The organism is Rickettsia endosymbiont of Pantilius tunicatus (genome assembly GCF_964291875.1).
Taxonomy (GTDB): domain Bacteria; phylum Pseudomonadota; class Alphaproteobacteria; order Rickettsiales; family Rickettsiaceae; genus Rickettsia.
This window is the reverse complement of sequence record NZ_OZ198175.1, coordinates 435,599-456,167: the sequence shown is the minus strand read 5'-3', so window position 1 is coordinate 456,167 and position 20,569 is coordinate 435,599. Positions and strand designations below refer to the sequence as shown.

Below are 20,569 nucleotides of genomic sequence, written 5' to 3'. Positions count from 1 at the left end.
ATAGTGTAGTTACTTCGATAACAAAAACATGCATGTCAATATTAATGAGACCATTCAATTTATCTTGAATGTACTATTTGCTGTTTTTGTATATTTTGTACATTATTTCTTATATTGTCTTGTACTGAGCATTTAAGCTTTAGGCCAATTTCTTGAGCTTTGAATTGTAAATCTGTAAGAAATACATTTCTGATATAATTTTTATTATATCCATTCCACACATCTTTTATATAAGATACCATTTTTTTTATCACATTTTTCTTGGAATTATTTAATCCTCTTGATTCAATACACTGATTTACTATGTCTCGAGAGAATCTATAAACATATCCTTTAGGTAAATCAATAAATTTTTCTAAAATTATTGCAGTATTATGGGCAATATCTTTTTTATGTTCAGAGGTAATATTGTGTCCTTTATCATTAAGTTGTTTATTGACATTATTCAATACTGTTGCACTTAATGCTTCTGGTACAAAATTTAGTTTTTTTAAATTTTCTATCGCTTGTGGCTCTATCAAATCTGTGGATGATATGTTATCTATTTCTGCTTTTATAGCTTGTTGATAAAGCTTATGTTGCCCATTAACTTCCATTATGCTATTAGCAAAATCGTTATATTTTTGTAACGCATGTTCCGCAGTTAAAGGTTTAATATCTGTACCTATCTTTTGCAATTCACCAATAATCTTATCACCAGACATACCATCCCCCATCACACTAATCACTACTTTTGGGTCAAACGACGATTCCCCTGCTTTTCCAAGTTGAGCAGTAATGGTCGCAGCAACATAATTTTTAGATTGAAACTGTGTATGAATATTATCCTTGATAAGGTCGTTGTAGGCAGTTCTATCACAATCAAATGTTATTTTTTGCCCACCAATATAAGAAAGGTTATTATCTTTATCTATGATCACCTTAGACATATTACCATTTCTATTCATATATAGTATAGGGTCTACTATATAATCTGCTATTAGAGTGCCAAAACCTGTTAACCCTCCTGCAATACTTCCCTGATAAGAGGTCGCAAGAATATATTCAGATTGCTGTTGGGATAATTTATATTTATTGGTTAGCACATTATAAACATCATGGTAATCTATATCGCGCTCATCTCCATATTGTAGTTTTATTTCTTGAGTTAAGTTAGTGAGACCTTGTTCTGTTTCGATATAAAAATTTGGACTACGATTTATATCAATATTAAAACTTTTTTGCACTTCAGGGCTATTCATTTTAAAGGACCCGTCTTGTAATTTACACAAAGGATCGTATTTAGGATCAAAGAATGTTAAATCTTTTAATTTTTTATCTATTTGCTGTGCAGCATCTGCTGTAGTAAAAGTATGTGTATTCATAAAATCATCTTTAATTTTAAATTAACCAAGTATTTCATATATAGCTTCTATTAACTAGAAAACTAATAGGGTGACCATATTACTCTGTACATTTACTCAGTATCTTCACCTATTAAATTAGTGGTATCCTCATCACTCAAGTAACTTACATCCCAAGTATCATAATTGTTATTAAACCACTGATCTTGCAATACATCCATCTCTTTTGATGGCATGTTATCTTTAATAAGCTCCTATCGCCTTGAAATGTTCATATATATCATCACTAGTTAAGTTATTTGCTTCCTTGCCAGCAATATACGCTGTTTTAAAGGCATCGTCAAGTTAAGTAACATAGTGTCAAAAAGAGTAATATTTTTAGATTTCAGGCAGCAAGAAGTCTTTGAGTAGCTTCATCCCAAATGGATTTAGCGGATGCAAATGCAATTCTTTGGTAAGGTGCTGTTTTAGTATATCTTCCAACATTTACGGCAAATATATTTCTAACTTTTCCCATCAGTGATAATGTACATTGTGCTGCATTAGGATGCTTAAATTTAATCAATATCTTCTCTTTTCGCCTAGTTGGTTGATGTGCATTCTCAACGCGATTATTTAATCTCTTATTAGTTCGATGTTTAGTCCTAGGACACATAAGCTTAATCAGTTTAATGTAACTCTTGAGCTTATCAGTAACAATTACTCTTGGAGCTGGGTAATTGCCCAATAATCTTAATAAAAAGCGAATAGCTGATTTCTTGTTGCGTCGCTTCTGTAGCAATACTTCTAATTCATGTCCCTCAGAGTCAACAGCCCTCCATAGTATGAATACTTCACCTTTAATCTTAATGTTCATTTTATCTAAATGCCATTTATCAGTTGGCTTCCGCTCTCTCTTTCTGATAACATCTTGAAAATAAACTGCAAATTTGTTGCACCAAAATCTTACTGTCTCATGACTCAAAATAATACCTCGATATGCCATCTGTTCTTGAACATCTCGGTAGCTACTATTAAAACGATGATATAACCATACTGCATGGCTAATGATGCTTGCTGGAAAACGATGTCTCTTCGGAGCTTGAGTAATACGCATAATGGTGAAATTTAGAGATAAATGGTTACTGCTATTCTATAAATTATTCCATGCATTTGCTCAATACTTAATTTACATCTCTCTTAACTTGACGGTGCCGCTAAAACCTCAAAACCTTCATTATACCTTGCGTCCCTCGTTCGACACGTTCGTACGAATAGCAAAAACTGAAGAGTGGCGCACCCGAGAGGAGTCGAACCCCTAACCTTATGATCCGTAGTCATATACTCTATCCAATTGAGCTACGGGTGCTAAATCTTAGAGTAGCATATATAAAAGCTTATAGTTTGTCAAGAAACATAGATTTTCCAAATAAAACTTCGTTTACTTACTCTTCATTCATTAAAGGTAATTAAAAAACAATAAAATATAAAAATAATTACAATTAATAGTTGAATTATCATTTTAGATATTGTATATAGGGTTTCATAATTAATAAGAGAGAGAAAATGCATAAAATTTTTAGGCACCGTCAAGTTAAGAGAGATGTATGGTAAATTAAGTTGAAGTTTGCGTATTAAAGAATTGAATTAAAGCATTATATAATTGATCAAATTGAGTAATTGTAGCTTTAATCCATCGCTTCATATTGACCCAAAATTTCTCTATTGGATTTAGATCAGGGGAGTAAGGTGGTAAGAATATTATCCTACAACCTACTGATTCTATTAGTTCTTTGGTCCTTTGAGACTTATGGAAAGCAGCGTTATCCATCACTACAACTTGTCCAGGTTTTAGCTCTTTTATTAAAAATTCTCCAACCCAACTTTCAAATAATTGTCTATTACATGTTCCATTAAATATCATCGGTGCTATACACTCTTTATTAACATAACCAGCTATGATATTTGTTCTGTTGTAATATTTACCGCTTTTTTTACCAATAAGTTTTTCGCTTTTTTTGCCCCATCCTCTATCTTTGCAGATATTTATCTCAATACCACTTTCATCAATATATACAAGATGTTCTATTGGTGTATCTTTTATGACCTCTTGGTACTTATCTCGCTTTTCTTGACTTGCTTCCAAGTAGGAAAAGTCTTTTTTTTATAGCTAAAACCTAGTTGCTTTAACCAATAATACGCACCCACAGAACTCATATTAAAATACGTACCCATTTCTAATAATGTGAAATTAGGATTAGAACTCACGTACAACTCAACATCTTGACTTGTTACCCGTCCTTTTTTGCCTCCTATTCTTCTTGCTAAATAATGTCCTTCGGACTTATATCTCTTATACCAATTCCTTACTGTGTTTGCTGCTATTTCAAATCTTATCGCAGTGCTATTGCAGCTATTACCTCTTTCTACATATCCTATAACTCTTTTTCTAAAATCTTGACTATATGATCTTGGCATTTTCCTTTATATATATCATCCCTATACTCAAACCTCAACTTAATTTACTATAAATTAAGTATTGAGCAAATGCATGGAATAATTTATAGAATAGCAGTAACCATTTATCTCTAAATTTCACCATTATGCGTATTACTCAAGCTCCGAAGAGACATCGTTTTCCAGCAAGCATCATTAGCCATGCAGTATGGTTATATCATCGTTTTAATAGTAGCTACCGAGATGTTCAAGAACAGATGGCATATCGAGGTATTATTTTGAGTCATGAGACAGTAAGATTTTGGTGCAACAAATTTGCAGTTTATTTTCAAGATGTTATCAGAAAGAGAGAGCGGAAGCCAACTGATAAATGGCATTTAGATAAAATGAACATTAAGATTAAAGGTGAAGTATTCATACTATGGAGGGCTGTTGACTCTGAGGGACATGAATTAGAAGTATTGCTACAGAAGCGACGCAACAAGAAATCAGCTATTCGCTTTTTATTAAGATTATTGGGCAATTACCCAGCTCCAAGAGTAATTGTTACTGATAAGCTCAAGAGTTACATTAAACTGATTAAGCTTATGTGTCCTAGGACTAAACATCGAACTAATAAGAGATTAAATAATCGCGTTGAGAATGCACATCAACCAACTAGGCGAAAAGAGAAGATATTGATTAAATTTAAGCATCCTAATGCAGCACAATGTACATTATCACTGATGGGAAAAGTTAGAAATATATTTGCCGTAAATGTTGGAAGATATACTAAAACAGCACCTTACCAAAGAATTGCATTTGCATCCGCTAAATCCATTTGGGATGAAGCTACTCAAAGACTTCTTGCTGCCTGAAATCTAAAAATATTACTCTTTTTGACACTATGTTACTTAACTTGACGATGCCGTTATTTCAGAATTTTTTATAAATGATTTTTTAAACAGCAGAGTAAATTTTACAAGAAATATATTTACTCTAAAGAACTAATAAAAGCTTCATCAAGACCGGTTACACTAGAGATTAAAGCAATATTGCAACCTTGGGATAATAGTTTTTTTGCTATTTCTGTTTTTACTCTGATATTTTCTTCAGCTTTTCCTTCAGCTTTTCCAATTTGGATACCTTTAGCTTCACCAATTTGGATACCTTGAGCTTTACCAACTTGTAAACCTTCAAGAATACCTATTTCTTTTCCTTCTTGTTGCCAATGCTCTGCTAAACTTCTCATAAGCCTTGTTCCTATTTCCGGATTCAACTTTGTTGATAATAAATTCTTTAGTCTTATTTTATCAGCTTGCTCTATCTTCGTCAATGTATAATATAATATCATTTCTAGATAATCATAGCCTATAGTTATTTTTGTTAATTCCGGTAATATATCTGATATTTCTTGCCATCTCTTTAATAATTCCCTCTCATGTATATGCTTGAGAAAAAATTCTAATATCCCTGACCATATCCTTTGTTTAAACTCTTCATCAGGAATTTCATGGACATTCACTAACTGGTAATCATTAATCCATAATTCTTTTGCTAATTTGTTATTGGCAAATAAATCCCACAAATTCCTTGCAACATTATATTTCGCCTGATTATTGTAAAATATCATTGGGTATACCAACGGTAAAGTCTTAGCTTTAGGATTTTGTATTAAATGTCGCTCACAAATATTAATCATATATTTAAATAGCCTAAAAGCCATAAAATGATCTGCTTGTGATTGATGTTCGACAAGCAAAAATAAGTATCCGTCTTGTTTATCAAATTTGCATGAAAATAAAACATCAGAGATAGAATCTTTTAAAGAGCTTTCTACAAATGTGGTGTTTTCCATTGCTAAACTAGGAAAATCTATTAAACTTTTAATATTTGGGGGCAAATGTGCATTAAAGAATTCATGGGCAACTAGAGGATTCTCCAGTGCTTTACGAAATATCTTATCATGCTTAGCTTTCTTCTTATCCTGATCTGGATCACCCAGCAGGTTTCCTTGTTCACTCATATTGTTGACATTTTTTAACTTGATAAAATATTATTATACTACACTCTAAACTCTTATTCCTTGACTAAGCTTGTGCTCAGACACTTGCTTTACCGCACTTCTTATTTCTTTAGCTATTTCTGAGCTTGGACTTATATACTGCATTACTTGTTTATCCCTTCCTATAGCATTTAAATAATCTTCAGCAACGAGATGGCTTTTGCCTTGAAAATCATATATTACTATATCAGAAAATTTTTTATCACCAAGATTATAATTAGGATCAAATTTATTCTGCATAATTTGTAAATCTTTCTGTATCTTCTGCTTTATTGCTGCTATGCAAATCTTGTTACTATAAGCAGTACAAGAATCTATACCTTTTTCTCTGTAGAGTTGCATAGCAGTATTGATATTTTCTGCTGTGCCAAACTTGGCTAAAGCTGTTATTTGCTGTTGTTGTAAATTATTTAGTTCATTATTATCGTTATTTGCCAATTTTGAGAATAATAATTCTATAGACTTAATTTGTGATTTGCTATTATCATTTGCTTTTAAGGATGATTTAAGTTCTATTGCCTTGATAGTTGCTGTTAATTTTATTATTTCAGGCTCTATAAGCTTATCTATAGATTCTGCCCCTTGGGATTTTAACATATCATTAAAATCGCCTTTTTCTGCTGGTCGTATTATTGATACTATAGCTCCTTTGCTAATTAATTCTTCCTGTGCTTTAATTACAGTATTAACTGATACTGCATCTTTACCATCATTATCAGCAGCAATTATTATTCTCTCACCTTTGATAGGCTCATAGTTCCTGATGTTACTTACACCTAAACTACAAAGAATTTTGCCTTTAATACCAGCTTCCGCAATGCTTAAAGCGGTTTCTACCCCTTCTGCTATAACCGTTACATTACTTGCTAAATTATTGCCATCTTTACTGCTTTGTACGTTCTGCTGTTCGTTATTTTTATTAATCTCAACAAAAGAACCTTTAATTTTTCCAAATGAACGTTTATTAACCTCAATATCAGCTTTATTATTTGTTTCTTTGTTTAAATAAATTGATTGTCCACCGGTAATATTACCATCTTTATTTCTAGCAAAAGCAATTAATGCAGGATAATATTGTTTACTATTACTATCCCACATCATATTAGTTTTTAGATCGTTACTTAGTTGGTATCTTGTTAATACTTCTTTAATTCTACGATGTTCTGATAAATATCTTTTTGCTACATTATTTGGCATGACATATTTTACAGAGTCTGATTTTTCATATAATCCTATAGCTCTCTTAATTTTTACTGTTTCAGCCTCTTGCTCTGTTTGAGTTTTAATTTGTTGATTTTTGTTTGCTGCTAAATTTACTGCTAGATCTTTACTATTTGTTGACACACCAACCATATTTTGTAAATATTTCTTAGCTTCTACAAAATCACAATTTTTTTCTCTTTGTACTAAGGTAAATAAATCTCCTCCCTCTCCTATACTAAAATCATGCCAGATACCAGCTTTACTGCCACCTATCTTCATCGCTATTTTACCATCTTTCTCCCAGCGGAGTAACTGGCTATTTGATAAATGCTTATTTGGACTACCAAGTAAGCTTCGTCCTATTTCTTCAGCTTTAAATGATAATTTTTGTTTTAATTCCAGTGCTTTTTGTTTATTAATAGCATTATAATCTATTTTATTCTTTGCCATAATATCCTCTTGTAACTTAACACTCATTGTTGTATCTTGCTTATTACAATTATTGAGATTATCAGAAGAGCTTTTTTGCTCTTCTTGGGCTTTATGGCTTGTGGCAAGATTTGTACTAGTGCTTCTTAGGATTTCTGCTACTTTAGCAGGTGGTCTTGAGCTTATTCTTAAGTGATAATAATTATCATTACTGTGTAATCTATCCTTAATATCTTCTACTACCCCTTTAAACCAATTACCTACTTTATCTATAATATTAGGACTCTTGCTTTCCTGAACTGCTAGCAACTCTTCTAAAGTTTTAAAATTAATGCTAGATAGCCTATTATCTATTTTGCTAAGTTGCGATATTAAACTGACCATATTCCTGGTAGCCTTCCTATTATAGTAAAGTTTTACCTCTTCTATATGTCTAGTCATGGCTACATAAGAATTTCTGCTATTTCCTGCTAAATTATGTAATACATAGACATCTTTAATTGAGGCTCCTTGTGCTTTATATACTGTAGAAGCATAGCCATGTTTAAAGCTTACATCTTGAGGATTAAATTCTATTTCTTTCCTGCTATCTGTTTTAGTAACAAACTTATCGTTGCTTACTGAAGTTATCGTTGCAAATTCCCCATTTTCTATTTGTAAATCTTTATTAGTACTTTTAAACAAAATACGATCTCCTGCCATATAATCTTCATACTGCTGAGATGGTAGATAGCGTCTATACTCTTTACCGGTAAGCAAGCCTTTAGCTTTTAGTAACTCCCTGATCCCTTGATTAATACTATCTACTTCAACATTACGCATGGTAATTATTAAACGCTCATTTAGAGCAAATTTGCTGTTGCTCCAATCATTAATTAATCTTGCCATTGATTCTTCTAGCGTATGATCAATCTTTAAACCATCATGTTGTGCAAGTAAACGCAAGCCACCAGCAATATCTGATTTTGCAAAGCACGAAGCCATGTCTCTTGCCCATACTTTATTTTGTCTTCTAATTCTACTCAACTCATACGAGCCAAATTTACTAGCCAATACTGCAAACATTCCTCCTCGCTCAACGGAAGTTAGTTGTCTCTCATCTCCAGCCAGTATCAAATTACAATTATTACTCCTTGCTACTTTTAATAATTCTAAATAATCACTATTACCTACCATTCCTGCTTCATCTACTACTAGCGTAGTATTTCTTGGTAGCTCAGCTTTACCATTATATAATTTAAATAAAAACCCTTTTACCGTATGACATTGCTGGTAGCCTTTACTTTTAAGCTCTGATGCTGCTTTATGAGTAGGAGCGAGTCCTATAATATTTTGCCCATGATGAGTAGCAATTTTATAGCCTTCAGCAAGTACTTGTGACTTACCGGTGCCGGCTCTACCTTGAAGGATTTTAATACCTTGACTATTAATTAATATGTGATGCAGGCTTGCTCTTTGTGCTTCATTAACACTTGCAAGATTATCAATAGCACTTTTAAGCTTAATACCATTATTAAAATGAATCTGGCTATTTACCTTATCAGCTATTCTAACTATCCTTAATTCTTCATCCCGTATGTCTTGAGTAGTATAGTATTTAGTATCCGTGCCATCTTCATTATATAGTTTTACCAGCCTATCTGAATTTAATACCTCCCTTATTAGTTTTTGCTTTTCTGCTTCTTCTGGAATTTCTTTTACTGCTTTTTCTATATCGAGTTTAGTAAAAATAGCTTGATGACGAATAATACGATCAAGTACCACATCCGCTCCTTTGATAATTTCAATATGGGCTAACTTACATATTTTATTTTGCTCTGCTATTTCATTGATAATACTTCTCATTCTAGTAGGACCAACATGCTGCTCAGGGCTAAAACTTATTGGGTCTACTCTGATTTCTAAACCTAATTTAGCAAAATATTTATTGATTACTTCTTTAGCTCTTTCATGAATAATTTTATCTTCGGGGATAATAAACGCTTTGCCACTTACCTTGGCAAATTTAGGATTTAAATCTACTGCCTTAGCTCCTAAAGATTTTCCATCTTCTGTAAATCTTCTGGTAGTAACAAGCAAGTGAGCATGCCAATTCTTCTCACCATCATGAGGTGAATGAATATCTACCTGCACCCTAAGCCCATTCTTTACCCATCCCATTTCTTCAATAATTTCATGGGTAATAGCTATTCTATCTTGTAAATCTAATTCCGTATCATCAGGCAGTGCTATAACTACATCTTTTAATAATTGACTGTTTTTTCACTTTTCTGTACGCTCCACTTCATTCATCAAAACCCTTGGGTCTTTGAATCTTTCATCTACATGAGCAGGCAACAACACTGCATGGTAAACATTATCTCCTTTTTTGCTAAAATTATAAGTGACGTTAGTTCTCTCATCTTTAATAATCAGCCTGGCATTATAAGCAGCTTTTAGGCAAGCATTTTTACCTTCACTTCTGCCAACTATTTCTATTCTTGCAAACTGTATCGCCATGGTTCATGAATCTCAATCCTATTCAATCCATCATTGACATTACCATGCAATCTTAAAATCATCCATTGAATCTAAAATATATGAACCAGCAAGCAAATAATAAACGATAGTTTATATATTGCGTCTGCCTACTCTTTCGAGTAGGCCTGAACCTCTTCCTCTGCTGCTTTTTAACTCTACTTCATAACTAAACTCTTGTTTCATTATTTGTTGATTGGTTCGGTTACAGGTATGGAATTACTTTAATTTTAACTCTGTGTTTATTTTTGTGCTTATATTGGAGGATTTAGGTAGTATAAATCTAATTAACGCGAGTTTCGTATTAAGATGCCTAGATTATAGCTAATAAATTTGTCATAATCCTGATTCTTTAAGGCTTTTGGGCAATTTAATAAGAATAGTTGGAGTAAAAAACGACAATTTGCTGAAAATTTACGTATTTTTAGCAAATTTTATAACAAAGACCGTGTTATCAATATCCTTATAACCCAGTATTTATCAGCTATTCAGGACCTTTGTGAATACGAAACTCGCGTTAATTAGTCGCTTCAAAAGGAAATCTTGCAGAATTTTTTATCAATAATTAAAATAGATTTGACTGCTCTAATTTTTTGAGGATTCATGACATGTGACAATAATATTTAAATATTATACTCATATGGGGAATATCATAAAACAAAGACTAAAATTGCAACAGAAAAAAGCAAAAATTATTACAGAAGAGGCTAAACTTAAAATTCAAGAAAGGAAAATGCGTACTCTCCACTTAATAGCAATGGGAGGATTAATTGCTAAAGCTAAACTTGATGATTTACCATCTAACAGCTTATTTGGGGCTTTGATTTCTTTGAAAAAAGAATTAATACAACATCCTAATGTCCAAGATCAGTGGACTCAAATCGGTAAAAATATTTTTGATCAAAAATTAAACAATTAACGTCCATTATCTTAATGGGACTGTTGAAAAAGTTTTAAGTAATTTAAATACATTATAGTAAAATAAATTAAAAGTTATACTATATACGCTTATTTATCAAAACTACAGTGGTTTATACAAACAAAATGACTACAAAAATACTTTTTCAACACTTCGCTGATATTAATACACATAACACTTTATCTTCTATTAAAGGTAAATGTAATATTCTACCATGACATCTTTTCTTAAGTTCAATCTTTTTAAATTCAGGTCTAATCCGTTCTACTATCTCTCTAAATCTTTAAATTTACACCAGCTAGTTGTACCAAATTTTTTGGGTATTTACTCAACTTTAGATAATTTAAACTTTTATTCACATTATCTATTTTCCTTTACTTAATTCAATCCAATCTCTTTCGCAGGAGGTTTATTATTTCACGAACCTTTTCTTTTATAGCTCTTGTTAGAATCTTGTATTTATGTAATATTTATGATATGTATGCTTTCCTTTTTCCTAATTTTATAGGATGACTATGACTTTCTCAAACTAAAGTTTCTCCACATGAAGGTAGAGGCTAGAGCCATCCGATGGATAGTCCACTTTTCGCTTTTCGCATGTTCCGTTACGGCAATCCAAATGATGACAAAGATTCTCAAGTATCTGCTCATATGCAAGGAGTTGTGACATAGTCCAATTAAATCGACTCAAAATATTATAGGCATTATTGATGTTAGTATTAATATAAGCTGTATTAAACCTATCATTAGAGAGTAACTTTCTTAATCTTGTTTCCTGTGTCTTTTTATATTCATCGTGGTTTGCTGTACCAAATTCTGCTGTATTATGCATCTCTCTGCTACGTATTTGTATTTCTATATTACGTTTATAGATATTAATTATGACATGTAAGGAACGGTAGCCATTATCCTTAGGATTAGTAATATAGTCTTTAAACTTCTTTACATCAACAGAATAAATATTGTAAATAATATCTAATACTTTATAACAGTCTTCTTTTTTATTAACTATAATCCTAAAAGCAATTAGGTCCTTCAATTCTTTCACAGTGGTAGCTTTTTTTAATATCTTCTTTAAAACAGAACAAGGGGATTTTAATCTGTAATGTATTTCAGCAGCTATATTAGCTTTATATAGTTTAGTGCTAATAGCAGCTATGATATTATGTAAATCATTAGTATTTATACCTTGCATAATTAACATTTATAATAAATTATAATACGTTTGTTATAAAATAATCAGCTTTTGATCCCTGTAATTAACTATTAACTCCACATTAGTACACTAAACTCCATAAAGAGATATAACTCTTGGAACTTTACTTTTAAATTTATGGAGGGAAAAAGCTGATTATTTTACAGTAACTTAAGTGCAATTTAACTCCCTGACCTTACTAATCTGGCAGAATGTAATAAATTCGCAGAACTAAATTTGCCTATCCCCGAGGCAAGCCACGGGGAATTTAACCCAACAGGGATTAAAACTTAAATTAGAATTATTAACAACTCTTAAAAAAACAGTAAGTATTATACATAAATAAAAAACACATAGATATTTAATGTAAAAATTTATCTATTAAAGACCTCTAAAAATAAGTGAATTAAGTAGTCAATAATAAGAAAGTAGATATTAATGAAGAGATTATAATCATTAAGAATTATTAGAATGGATATATTTACAGTTGCTGGAAGAGACAGATTAAGTAAAGATAACGTACTTAAGTTAGAACAAATAATTAACTGGAATCAAGTAAGTAATTATTTAAAGAACAGTAAACTGAGATCTGACTTAGAGCCTGTCTTGAAAGACTAATTATCTAATTACATAGTACTTCAACATGTTACTTTAGTACTATTTTATGTCTAAAAAATTTACAAGTTTTAGCAAAATTACTGTTTTTTTATATAGATTTTAAACTGCTTGTTATGAATTAGTGTATTATTGTTGTTATCAATCCACTTTCAAGACAGGCTCTTAGGCAGGATTGGTTATAGCGAGTGATTGTTATTTAAATGTATCCTATTAGGACAATTATATAATTTAACGTGAATAGCGAATTAAAATAAGTCAAGAATTAAGGGAAGAGTCGATAGATGGTTTGTTAGGTAGTAACTGGTAATTGATAAGAGAAGCGATCATGTGAGAGAAGGCATTTTTGACTGATCCATATATGACGATGTCTTTTAACCTTATAGAATATATAATAGTTTAAATAAATTAGATTTTATGGAAGATAAAGGCTATGTGTCCGCAAGAAATATATGCAAAACATTTACGTGTAATTAACAATATTAGATTTACATCAAGAGAAATAGATGTAATAGCATGCATTATGCATGGGAAGAACATAAAAGGAGTAGCTAATTTTTTATCAAATGAGGATAAACAGGTTGAGACAAGAACTATTGAAAGTCATATTTCTAACATCAAACGGAAAATAGGAACAAATGTTCGAGAGGGCATTATAAACTTTATGGAAAAGTCCGATAAATATAAACGGCACCGTCAAGTTAAGAGAGATGTAAATTAAGTATTGAGCAAATGCATGGAATAATTTATAGAATAGCAGTAACCATTTATCTCTAAATTTCACCATTATGCGTATTACTCAAGCTCCGAAGAGACATCGTTTTCCAGCAAGCATCATTAGCCATGCAGTATGGTTATATCATCGTTTTAATAGTAGCTACCGAGATGTTCAAGAACAGATGGCATATCGAGGTATTATTTTGAGTCATGAGACAGTAAGATTTTGGTGCAATAAATTTGCAGTTTATTTTCAAGATGTTATCAGAAGGAGAGAGCGGAAGCCAACTGATAAATGGCATTTAGATAAAATGAACATTAAGATTAAAGGTGAAGTATTCATACTATGGAGGGCTGTTGACTCTGAGGGACATGAATTAGAAGTATTGCTACAGAAGCGACGCAACAAGAAATCAGCTATTCGCTTTTTATTAAGATTATTGGGCAATTACCCAGCTCCAAGAGTAATTGTTACTGATAAGCTCAAGAGTTACATTAAACTGATTAAGCTTATGTGTCCTAGGACTAAACATCGAACTAATAAGAGATTAAATAATCGCGTTGAGAATGCACATCAACCAACTAGGCGAAAAGAGAAGATATTGATTAAATTTAAGCATCCTAATGCAGCACAATGTACATTATCACTGATGGGAAAAGTTAGAAATATATTTGCCGTAAATGTTGGAAGATATACTAAAACAGCACCTTACCAAAGAATTGCATTTGCATCCGCTAAATCCATTTGGGATGAAGCTACTCAAAGACTTCTTGCTGCCTGAAATCTAAAAATATTACTCTTTTTGACACTATGTTACTTAACTTGACGATGCCATTGCTAAATATAAGCTTTTAAAAACAGCATTAGTTGTATAAATTATTTTCCTTATTTCTTCTGGATATCCTAAGAAAATCATTAAATTATCCCAGTGAACGTACCAAGATTTAGCAATTTGATGATATTGTTTATTCCATTTAGATTCAAAAGCCTCTAAAGCGGAAAGTGCTTCTTTTTCTGTGCTAGCTGTATAAATAGGTTTTAAATCACCAGCAAGCTCTTTCCGGTCCTTGTATGATACATATCTTAAACTATTTGTAATTTGATGTACAATACATAATTGATGCTCCGTCTTTGGAAAAACAGCACCTATAGCTTCAGACATACCATTAAGGTTATCGCTACATGCTATCAGTATGTCTTGCATACCTCTATTTTTCATCTCAGTAAAATTACCAAGCCAAAATTTAGCTCCTTCATTCTCGCTGATCCACAATCCTAAAATATCTTTCCGTCCTTCTAAATCAACGCCTAAGGCAACATATACTGATTTATTGATAATACGTTTATCTTGACGCACTTTTACTATTAAACAATCAAAAAATACTATAGCATATACTGGATCTAATGGACGGCTCTGCCATAGCTTAACATCCTCTATTATATCATCCTGTGATCCCGCTAATTAAACTCTTGCTTACATCAGCTCCATATAACTCCTGAAGCTGTAATTTTATATCTGATAAACTCATACCTTTAGCATACAAAGATAGTACTTTATCATCAAAACCATCAAGTCTTCTTTGGCGCTTTGCTACCAATGATGGTTCAAAGCTACTATTTCTATCTCTTGGTACCTCAATCTCAACAGCACCATTCTTTGTAATTAGATTCTTTGTATTATAACCATTACGTGAATTCTGGGCAGCACTTTGATTATACTTGCTATGGTAAATTAAGTTGAAGTTTGCGTATTAAAGAATTGAATTAAAGCATTATATAATTGATCAAATTGAGTAATTGTAGCTTTAATCCATCGCTTCATATTGGCCCAAAATTTCTCTATTGGATTTAGATCAGGGGAGTAAGGTGGTAAGAATATTATCCTACAACCTACTGATTCTATTAGTTCTTTGGTCCTTTGAGACTTATGGAAAGCAGCGTTATCCATCACTACAACTTGTCCAGGTTTTAGCTCTTTTATTAAAAATTCTCCAACCCAACTTTCAAATAATTGTCTATTACATGTTCCATTAAATATCATCGGTGCTATACACTCTTTATTAACATAACCAGCTATGATATTTGTTCTGTTGTAATATTTACCGCTTTTTTTACCAATAAGTTTTTCGCTTTTTTTGCCCCATCCTCTATCTTTGCAGATATTTATCTCAATACCACTTTCATCAATATATACAAGATGTTCTATTGGTGTATCTTTTATGACCTCTTGGTACTTATCTCGCTTTTCTTGACTTGCTTCCAAGTAGGAAAAGTCTTTTTTTTATAGCTAAAACCTAGTTGCTTTAACCAATAATACGCACCCACAGAACTCATATTAAAATACGTACCCATTTCTAATAATGTGAAATTAGGATTAGAACTCACGTACAACTCAACATCTTGACTTGTTACCCGTCCTTTTTTGCCTCCTATTCTTCTTGCTAAATAATGTCCTTCGGACTTATATCTCTTATACCAATTCCTTACTGTGTTTGCTGCTATTTCAAATCTTATCGCAGTGCTATTGCAGCTATTACCTCTTTCTACATATCCTATAACTCTTTTTCTAAAATCTTGACTATATGATCTTGGCATTTTCCTTTATATATATCATCCCTATACTCAAACCTCAACTTAATTTACTATATATCCTAAATGATTATTCATCTCAGACTGTAAAGCTCTCTCTACAAGACGCTTGGTCAGTTCTTTTAATAAATCATCCTACGCAAATAAAGTTGATACATCTGTATCATTATTGATCAATAAATCTATCGCTTGATCCATTGCAGCATTTTGTTTCTCTGTCATTGTAATTTCTCTTTTTGTTATATTTTCTTTTATATAACCTTTGGGAAATTTACACACTTATTTGGACAGAGCCGATTGCTTATTTATATTCTGTAGTTTAGTGGTATTGGTTAGCAAGTCGTACACTATCACCCACCATTTAAATTTTTCATTTATTGGTAGTATGTCACAATAAATTTTTTATTTGGATTTGTTCTAATTTTTCTTCTTTCTCCAGCTTATTTAAAAAATCCTTATAGAAACCATTTGTAACATATACTAACTCCATATCTAAGTTATTTTCAGACGATTCAAGTATTACTAAACAGTCATCATCGCTAAAAGTAGCAATTTTTTCACTTTTTTGTTCAATTATATTATTTACCAAACTATATTTATCTTTTAAAATCTCATAAAACTCTTCAAATTTGGTTTTATCTATAGTTAAAATTACTGCTTCTATTATATTAAAATCATTACATATTACTAAAGCTTTAGATATGTATTTTTCATTAGGTTCGATAAAATAATTATGCCCTTGCCAATAATTAAGCTCTTTTCCAGTAATTTTATATTTTTTTGTTAAATCTAAAGCAGTAGCTTTATTTAGCTCAAGTCCAAGCGGGGTGGGATTAGAGTAAGAGTTTAAGGATAAAAATATTATGATAAAGTACAATAAGTTTTTTATAAACACATGAAAACCTTAGTGAATTATATTAGAGAGGTAAGATTATTTTCTATAAATTGATATCTATATATTACTAATATCATTATATTTATAATTTTTTAATTAAAAGTTAAATAAAATCCTCTTAAAACTTAATATTAAAAATCTTTACAAAATTTAGTGAAAAAAGATAAAATCTAATATATTATAAATAATTATATCTTTAGCTCATTACATGGTAATTTTTAGTATAGTTTTTTTTAAAACCGTTTCAGTGTTATTAAGTGTAGTAATCGGATTTTTAGCAGGTAAGTACTCAAATGTTGAAAGAGATAGTATCTCTTCTTTATTATTCTATTTTATATCGCCTATAGTATTCTTTACTATTCCTGCTAGTACAACTTTGACATTTTCAGCATTAAGTGTTACGGTTGTAACCTTTGTAATTGCGACATTGTTGTCATTATTTTCTTACTATTTTTTCGGTAAATTTTGGCAGGACCACACACGTAATATTATAGCTTTGTCTGCTGGTACAGCAAATGGTGGATATTTTATGTTGCCTATAGCTGCTGCACTTTTTGATGATTATACGCTAAGTATTTACATGATGGCAGTGATAGGCGTTAATATTTATGAGTGCTCGGTAGGCTTTTATATTTGTATGCGAAGCTTTGCAAACACTACTGATAGTATATTGAAAGTAGTAAAATTGCCAATTTTGAATGCATTTTTCCTAGGTTGTTTATTTAGTTTTTGCGGTTTTACTTTACCTGATTTCTTAGATGATTTTATATATAATATGAAAGGTTCTTTTTCTATACTAGGTATGATTATGGTAGGTCTTGCTCTTTCATCACTTCAAAAATTTGAAGTGGATATAAAATTTACTCTGGCTACTTTTGCTGCTAAATTCTTATTTTATCCCTTAGGAGTGGGGCTATTTATCATGTTTGATCATTTTGTAACAAAATGGTATAATAATGATTATTATAATGCATTAAAGTTACTTTCTACAGCACCCTTAGCTGCAAATACTATAGTTATAGCAAATTTACAAAAAATTTATCCTGAAAAGGTCGCTGCTACTGTGTTTTTATCACTACTTTTTGTAGTAGTATATATGCCAACAATGGTCAGTATATTTTTAAGTGATTTAAATTAATCGATTCATATGAAAATTAGCTCAATTAAAATTGGTCCATATATTAACTTTCTTCCTCTTCAATATATACCAGAACATAAAATTTCTTATGTAGAATTTGGTGATCCTCAAAATAAAAATGTAATAATATGTGCTCATGGCTTAACAAGAAATGCTCATGATTTTGAAAAATAGCTAAAGAATTAAGTAAGGATTATAGAGTAATTTCTCTAAGCTATCCTGGACGTGGTGATAGTGAAAATTTTAAAAAACCAGCCATTATAACTATACTACTTACATTAAAGATACATTATTATTTTTAAATAAGTTAAAGATAAAAAAACCTATTTGGCTAGGTACTTCAATGGGCGGAATTATAGGTATGGTTCTTGCCAGTAAATTTAAAAATATTTTTAAAGGTTTAATATTAAACGATATAGGAGCGTTTATCGATGCTGCTCCTTTAGTCAAAATTGCAGCTTATGCTAAAAAAACTGTCATATTAGAGGATTTAGAGAGTGCAAAAGAGCATTTAAAGCTTATTTATGGTCAGTCGGGAATTTAAAGATGAAGAAGATTGGGATTATTTAACAAAACATAGTGTTATTTCTACATTTGGCGGAAAATATAAAATGAATTATGATCCTGCTATAACAAAAGGTATAAAAAATGTCAAAAGTCAGAAAGATGTAGATTTATGGTCTATATGGAATAAAATAAAATGTAAAATATTACTGATTCATGGCATTAAATCTCAAGTTCTAACAAAATCTACTGTAGAAAAAATGCAAAAAACAAAAGATTTTGATCTTTACGAAATTAAATATGCAGGTCATACTCCCTCCTTGACAAATTCCAATGAAATTGAACATATAAAATCTTGGTTAGAAAAATTATAAAAAGAAGATAAATTAAATTATGAAAATTACTACTAAAGTACTAATAATTGGTTCAGGTCCTGCCGGGTTAAGTGCTGCTATTTATGCAGCAAGGGCGTCTTTAAATCCGATATTAATTAATGGTATTCAGCCTGGCGGTCAGCTTACCATTACCACCGATGTTGAGAACTATCCAGGATTTGCAGAAAGCGTACAAGGACCTTGGCTAATGGAACAGATGCGTATGCAAGCTGAAAATGTTGGTACTAAAATTGTTAACGATTATGTTGAGAAAGTGGATTTGTCACGAAGACCTTTTAAAGTGTCTACAGGATCTAGGACAGAGTACGAAGCTGAAAGCATAATTATTTGTACTGGTGCGGAAGCAAGGTGGCTCGGCATCCCTACAGAGCAAGAATTTATGGGATTTGGGGTGTCAGCTTGTGCTACTTGCGATGGTTTCTTTTTCAAGAATCAGGAAGTAGTAGTAGTTGGTGGCGGTAATAGTGCTGTTGAAGAGGCTTTGTATTTAACCAATCATGCAAGTAAGGTTACTATAGTACATAGAAGAGATAGTTTTAGAGCCGAAAAAATATTACAAGAGCGTCTGTTTAAAAACCCTAAAATATCTGTGATTTGGGATCATGTAGTGGATGAGATAGTTGGTAATAATAAGCCAAAATCCGTTACAGGGGTTAAAATTCAAAATGTTCATACTAAGGAGGCGAGCTTAGTAGAGTGTAGCGGCGTATTTGTAGCTATCGGGCATAAACCAAATACCGCTTTATTTGCAGAGCAAGTTACAATGGATAGTGATAATTATATTATTACTACTCCAGGAAGCACTAAAACCAATATAGAGGGGGTATTTGCTGCTGGTGATGTTCAAGATAAAATCTATAGACAAGCTATAACCGCAGCAGGTACCGGCTGTATGGCTGCCCTTGAAGCAGAGAAATTTTTGAATAAGTGATGTTCTTGTGGCTTGTCCAATAATAGTACCGGACAGTTTAAAAAAATGTTATATTTTATTCAGGTATAGGTGACTTTATATGTCATTCCCGCATAAGGCTTGCCCGCATGTATTGATTTTTCCGTCATTGCCACGCAAGCGATGCTCGCTCGCAATGACGTAAAAGCAATTTATGCAACCTGCTTATGTAAGCAATAGTATAATAAAAAGTTAAAATTTTTCAGCCCAATCGTTAAGCATATCACCGGCTAATTCACGATTTAGATTTTCAATCTCATTTATCAATACATTTACAGCATATTTAATAATATTAGGTGAAATTAGATATTCATTTATTTTTTGTATAGTTTCACTATTTACTAATTTTGGTCTAGTTTCTAGAAAGTTTTTAAGATTATCTAACTCACTTAAATGTTTAGAAAAAGATTTTGAATTTTCAGGTGTTATTGAGGCACCGTCAAGTTAAGAGAGATGTAAATTAAGTATTGAGCAAATGCATGGAATAATTTATAGAATAGCAGTAACCATTTATCTCTAAATTTCACCATTATGCGTATTACTCAAGCTCCGAAGAGACATCGTTTTCCAGCAAGCATCATTAGCCATACAGTATGGTTATATCATCGTTTTAATAGTAGCTACCGAGATGGGCATCGTCAAGTTAAGTAACATAGTGTCAAAAAGAGTAATATTTTTAG

19 protein-coding genes, 1 tRNA gene and 3 pseudogenes are annotated in these 20,569 nt (G+C 31.5%); 8 read left to right on the top strand and 15 right to left on the bottom strand.

Features of this window, described 5'->3' with window-relative positions; all coding sequences use genetic code 11:
- Positions 1 to 59: 59 nt before the first annotated feature.
- The 6 genes from ACICQC_RS02715 to ACICQC_RS02690 form a co-directional block, all read right to left on the bottom strand.
- Positions 60 to 1,364, bottom strand: a complete 1,305-nt coding sequence (locus ACICQC_RS02715) for a hypothetical protein (protein WP_395477296.1) — start codon at positions 1,362 to 1,364, stop codon at positions 60 to 62.
- A 92-nt stretch (positions 1,365 to 1,456) separates the two neighbouring features.
- Positions 1,457 to 1,579: a hypothetical protein gene (locus tag ACICQC_RS02710; protein WP_395477295.1), complete on the bottom strand. Its 123-nt coding sequence runs from the start codon at positions 1,577 to 1,579 to the stop codon at positions 1,457 to 1,459.
- Between the two features lie 149 nt (positions 1,580 to 1,728).
- A complete protein-coding gene (locus ACICQC_RS02705) occupies positions 1,729 to 2,439 on the bottom strand; it encodes an IS6 family transposase (protein WP_395476494.1) in 711 nt (236 codons plus the stop codon).
- A 175-nt stretch (positions 2,440 to 2,614) separates the two neighbouring features.
- A tRNA-Arg gene (locus ACICQC_RS02700) sits at positions 2,615 to 2,691 on the bottom strand.
- Positions 2,692 to 2,937: 246 nt separating this feature from the next.
- Positions 2,938 to 3,468: an IS630 family transposase gene (locus tag ACICQC_RS02695; RefSeq protein ID WP_395476458.1), complete on the bottom strand. Its 531-nt coding sequence runs from the start codon at positions 3,466 to 3,468 to the stop codon at positions 2,938 to 2,940.
- Positions 3,423 to 3,800, bottom strand: a complete 378-nt coding sequence (locus ACICQC_RS02690; protein ID WP_395476240.1) for an IS630 transposase-related protein — start codon at positions 3,798 to 3,800, stop codon at positions 3,423 to 3,425. The genes ACICQC_RS02695 and ACICQC_RS02690 overlap by 46 nt, the downstream gene beginning before the upstream one ends.
- Before the next feature lie 125 nt (positions 3,801 to 3,925).
- Between ACICQC_RS02690 and ACICQC_RS02685 the strand changes: the two genes are divergently transcribed.
- Positions 3,926 to 4,636: an IS6 family transposase gene (locus ACICQC_RS02685; RefSeq protein ID WP_395476494.1), complete on the top strand. Its 711-nt coding sequence runs from the start codon at positions 3,926 to 3,928 to the stop codon at positions 4,634 to 4,636.
- A 116-nt stretch (positions 4,637 to 4,752) separates the two neighbouring features.
- Here the strand turns inward: ACICQC_RS02685 and ACICQC_RS02680 are convergent, their stop codons facing one another.
- Together ACICQC_RS02680 and ACICQC_RS02675 are read right to left on the bottom strand one after the other, a co-directional pair.
- Positions 4,753 to 5,784 carry an Rpn family recombination-promoting nuclease/putative transposase gene (locus ACICQC_RS02680; RefSeq protein WP_395477294.1) on the bottom strand — a complete coding sequence of 344 codons (1,032 nt, stop codon included), beginning with the start codon at positions 5,782 to 5,784 and terminating at the stop codon, positions 4,753 to 4,755.
- Between the two features lie 45 nt (positions 5,785 to 5,829).
- Positions 5,830 to 9,954, bottom strand: a pseudogene (locus ACICQC_RS02675) (AAA family ATPase).
- Between the two features lie 658 nt (positions 9,955 to 10,612).
- Between ACICQC_RS02675 and ACICQC_RS02670 the strand changes: the two are divergent.
- On the top strand, positions 10,613 to 10,891 hold the full coding sequence (locus ACICQC_RS02670; RefSeq protein ID WP_395477626.1) for a conjugal transfer protein TraD: 279 nt from the start codon (positions 10,613 to 10,615) through the stop codon (positions 10,889 to 10,891).
- Between the two features lie 529 nt (positions 10,892 to 11,420).
- Here ACICQC_RS02670 and ACICQC_RS02665 read toward each other — a convergent pair.
- Positions 11,421 to 12,086: a bifunctional (p)ppGpp synthetase/guanosine-3',5'-bis(diphosphate) 3'-pyrophosphohydrolase gene (locus ACICQC_RS02665; RefSeq protein ID WP_395477293.1), complete on the bottom strand. Its 666-nt coding sequence runs from the start codon at positions 12,084 to 12,086 to the stop codon at positions 11,421 to 11,423.
- Between the two features lie 1,048 nt (positions 12,087 to 13,134).
- Between ACICQC_RS02665 and ACICQC_RS02660 the strand changes: the two genes are divergently transcribed.
- Complete coding sequence (locus ACICQC_RS02660; RefSeq protein WP_395477292.1) at positions 13,135 to 13,422, top strand: helix-turn-helix transcriptional regulator; 288 nt, start codon at positions 13,135 to 13,137, stop codon at positions 13,420 to 13,422.
- A 67-nt stretch (positions 13,423 to 13,489) separates the two neighbouring features.
- Positions 13,490 to 14,200 (top strand): IS6 family transposase, encoded by a 711-nt coding sequence (locus ACICQC_RS02655; RefSeq protein ID WP_395476422.1) that lies wholly within the window; start codon positions 13,490 to 13,492, stop codon positions 14,198 to 14,200.
- Between the two features lie 36 nt (positions 14,201 to 14,236).
- Here the strand turns inward: ACICQC_RS02655 and ACICQC_RS02650 are convergent, their stop codons facing one another.
- The 6 genes from ACICQC_RS02650 to ACICQC_RS02625 form a co-directional block, all read right to left on the bottom strand.
- Positions 14,237 to 14,857: an IS256 family transposase gene (locus ACICQC_RS02650; protein ID WP_395477625.1), complete on the bottom strand. Its 621-nt coding sequence runs from the start codon at positions 14,855 to 14,857 to the stop codon at positions 14,237 to 14,239.
- A gap of 4 nt (positions 14,858 to 14,861) precedes the next feature.
- Positions 14,862 to 15,083 (bottom strand): transposase, encoded by a 222-nt coding sequence (locus ACICQC_RS02645; protein ID WP_395477624.1) that lies wholly within the window; start codon positions 15,081 to 15,083, stop codon positions 14,862 to 14,864.
- Between the two features lie 68 nt (positions 15,084 to 15,151).
- Positions 15,152 to 15,682: an IS630 family transposase gene (locus tag ACICQC_RS02640; RefSeq protein WP_395476342.1), complete on the bottom strand. Its 531-nt coding sequence runs from the start codon at positions 15,680 to 15,682 to the stop codon at positions 15,152 to 15,154.
- On the bottom strand, positions 15,637 to 16,014 hold the full coding sequence (locus ACICQC_RS02635) for an IS630 transposase-related protein (RefSeq protein ID WP_395476240.1): 378 nt from the start codon (positions 16,012 to 16,014) through the stop codon (positions 15,637 to 15,639). Before ACICQC_RS02635 ends, ACICQC_RS02640 begins: the two co-directional genes overlap by 46 nt.
- A 129-nt stretch (positions 16,015 to 16,143) precedes the next feature.
- Positions 16,144 to 16,287: a hypothetical protein gene (locus ACICQC_RS02630; protein ID WP_395476501.1), complete on the bottom strand. Its 144-nt coding sequence runs from the start codon at positions 16,285 to 16,287 to the stop codon at positions 16,144 to 16,146.
- 109 nt (positions 16,288 to 16,396) lie between these two features.
- Positions 16,397 to 16,903, bottom strand: a complete 507-nt coding sequence (locus ACICQC_RS02625; RefSeq protein WP_395477291.1) for a hypothetical protein — start codon at positions 16,901 to 16,903, stop codon at positions 16,397 to 16,399.
- 208 nt (positions 16,904 to 17,111) lie between these two features.
- Between ACICQC_RS02625 and ACICQC_RS02620 the strand changes: the two genes are divergently transcribed.
- From ACICQC_RS02620 to ACICQC_RS02605, 4 genes and pseudogenes are all read left to right on the top strand, one after another.
- Positions 17,112 to 18,041, top strand: a complete 930-nt coding sequence (locus ACICQC_RS02620) for an AEC family transporter (protein WP_395477290.1) — start codon at positions 17,112 to 17,114, stop codon at positions 18,039 to 18,041.
- A 9-nt stretch (positions 18,042 to 18,050) separates the two neighbouring features.
- Positions 18,051 to 18,919 (top strand): annotated as a pseudogene (locus ACICQC_RS02615) (alpha/beta fold hydrolase).
- Between the two features lie 19 nt (positions 18,920 to 18,938).
- Positions 18,939 to 19,871, top strand: coding sequence for a thioredoxin-disulfide reductase (trxB, locus tag ACICQC_RS02610; RefSeq protein ID WP_395477289.1), 933 nt, complete (start codon positions 18,939 to 18,941; stop codon positions 19,869 to 19,871).
- A gap of 549 nt (positions 19,872 to 20,420) precedes the next feature.
- Positions 20,421 to 20,519, top strand: a pseudogene (locus ACICQC_RS02605) (IS6 family transposase); the annotation flags it as partial.
- Positions 20,520 to 20,569 lie beyond the last annotated feature (50 nt).

Bases quoted from the DNA above. Each gene is read 5' to 3' on its own strand.
- ACICQC_RS02715 (WP_395477296.1), bottom strand. From the start codon at position 1,364: ATGAATACACATACTTTTACTACAGCAGATGCTGCACAGCAAATAGAT.
- ACICQC_RS02710 (WP_395477295.1), bottom strand. From the start codon at position 1,579: ATGCCATCAAAAGAGATGGATGTATTGCAAGATCAGTGGTTTAATAAC.
- ACICQC_RS02705 (WP_395476494.1), bottom strand. From the start codon at position 2,439: ATGCGTATTACTCAAGCTCCGAAGAGACATCGTTTTCCAGCAAGCATC.
- ACICQC_RS02690 (WP_395476240.1), bottom strand. From the start codon at position 3,800: ATGCCAAGATCATATAGTCAAGATTTTAGAAAAAGAGTTATAGGATAT.
- ACICQC_RS02685 (WP_395476494.1), top strand. From the start codon at position 3,926: ATGCGTATTACTCAAGCTCCGAAGAGACATCGTTTTCCAGCAAGCATC.
- ACICQC_RS02680 (WP_395477294.1), bottom strand. From the start codon at position 5,784: ATGAGTGAACAAGGAAACCTGCTGGGTGATCCAGATCAGGATAAGAAG.
- ACICQC_RS02670 (WP_395477626.1), top strand. From the start codon at position 10,613: ATGGGGAATATCATAAAACAAAGACTAAAATTGCAACAGAAAAAAGCA.
- ACICQC_RS02665 (WP_395477293.1), bottom strand. From the start codon at position 12,086: ATGCAAGGTATAAATACTAATGATTTACATAATATCATAGCTGCTATT.
- ACICQC_RS02660 (WP_395477292.1), top strand. From the start codon at position 13,135: ATGTGTCCGCAAGAAATATATGCAAAACATTTACGTGTAATTAACAAT.
- ACICQC_RS02655 (WP_395476422.1), top strand. From the start codon at position 13,490: ATGCGTATTACTCAAGCTCCGAAGAGACATCGTTTTCCAGCAAGCATC.
- ACICQC_RS02635 (WP_395476240.1), bottom strand. From the start codon at position 16,014: ATGCCAAGATCATATAGTCAAGATTTTAGAAAAAGAGTTATAGGATAT.
- ACICQC_RS02620 (WP_395477290.1), top strand. From the start codon at position 17,112: ATGGTAATTTTTAGTATAGTTTTTTTTAAAACCGTTTCAGTGTTATTA.
- trxB (WP_395477289.1), top strand. From the start codon at position 18,939: ATGAAAATTACTACTAAAGTACTAATAATTGGTTCAGGTCCTGCCGGG.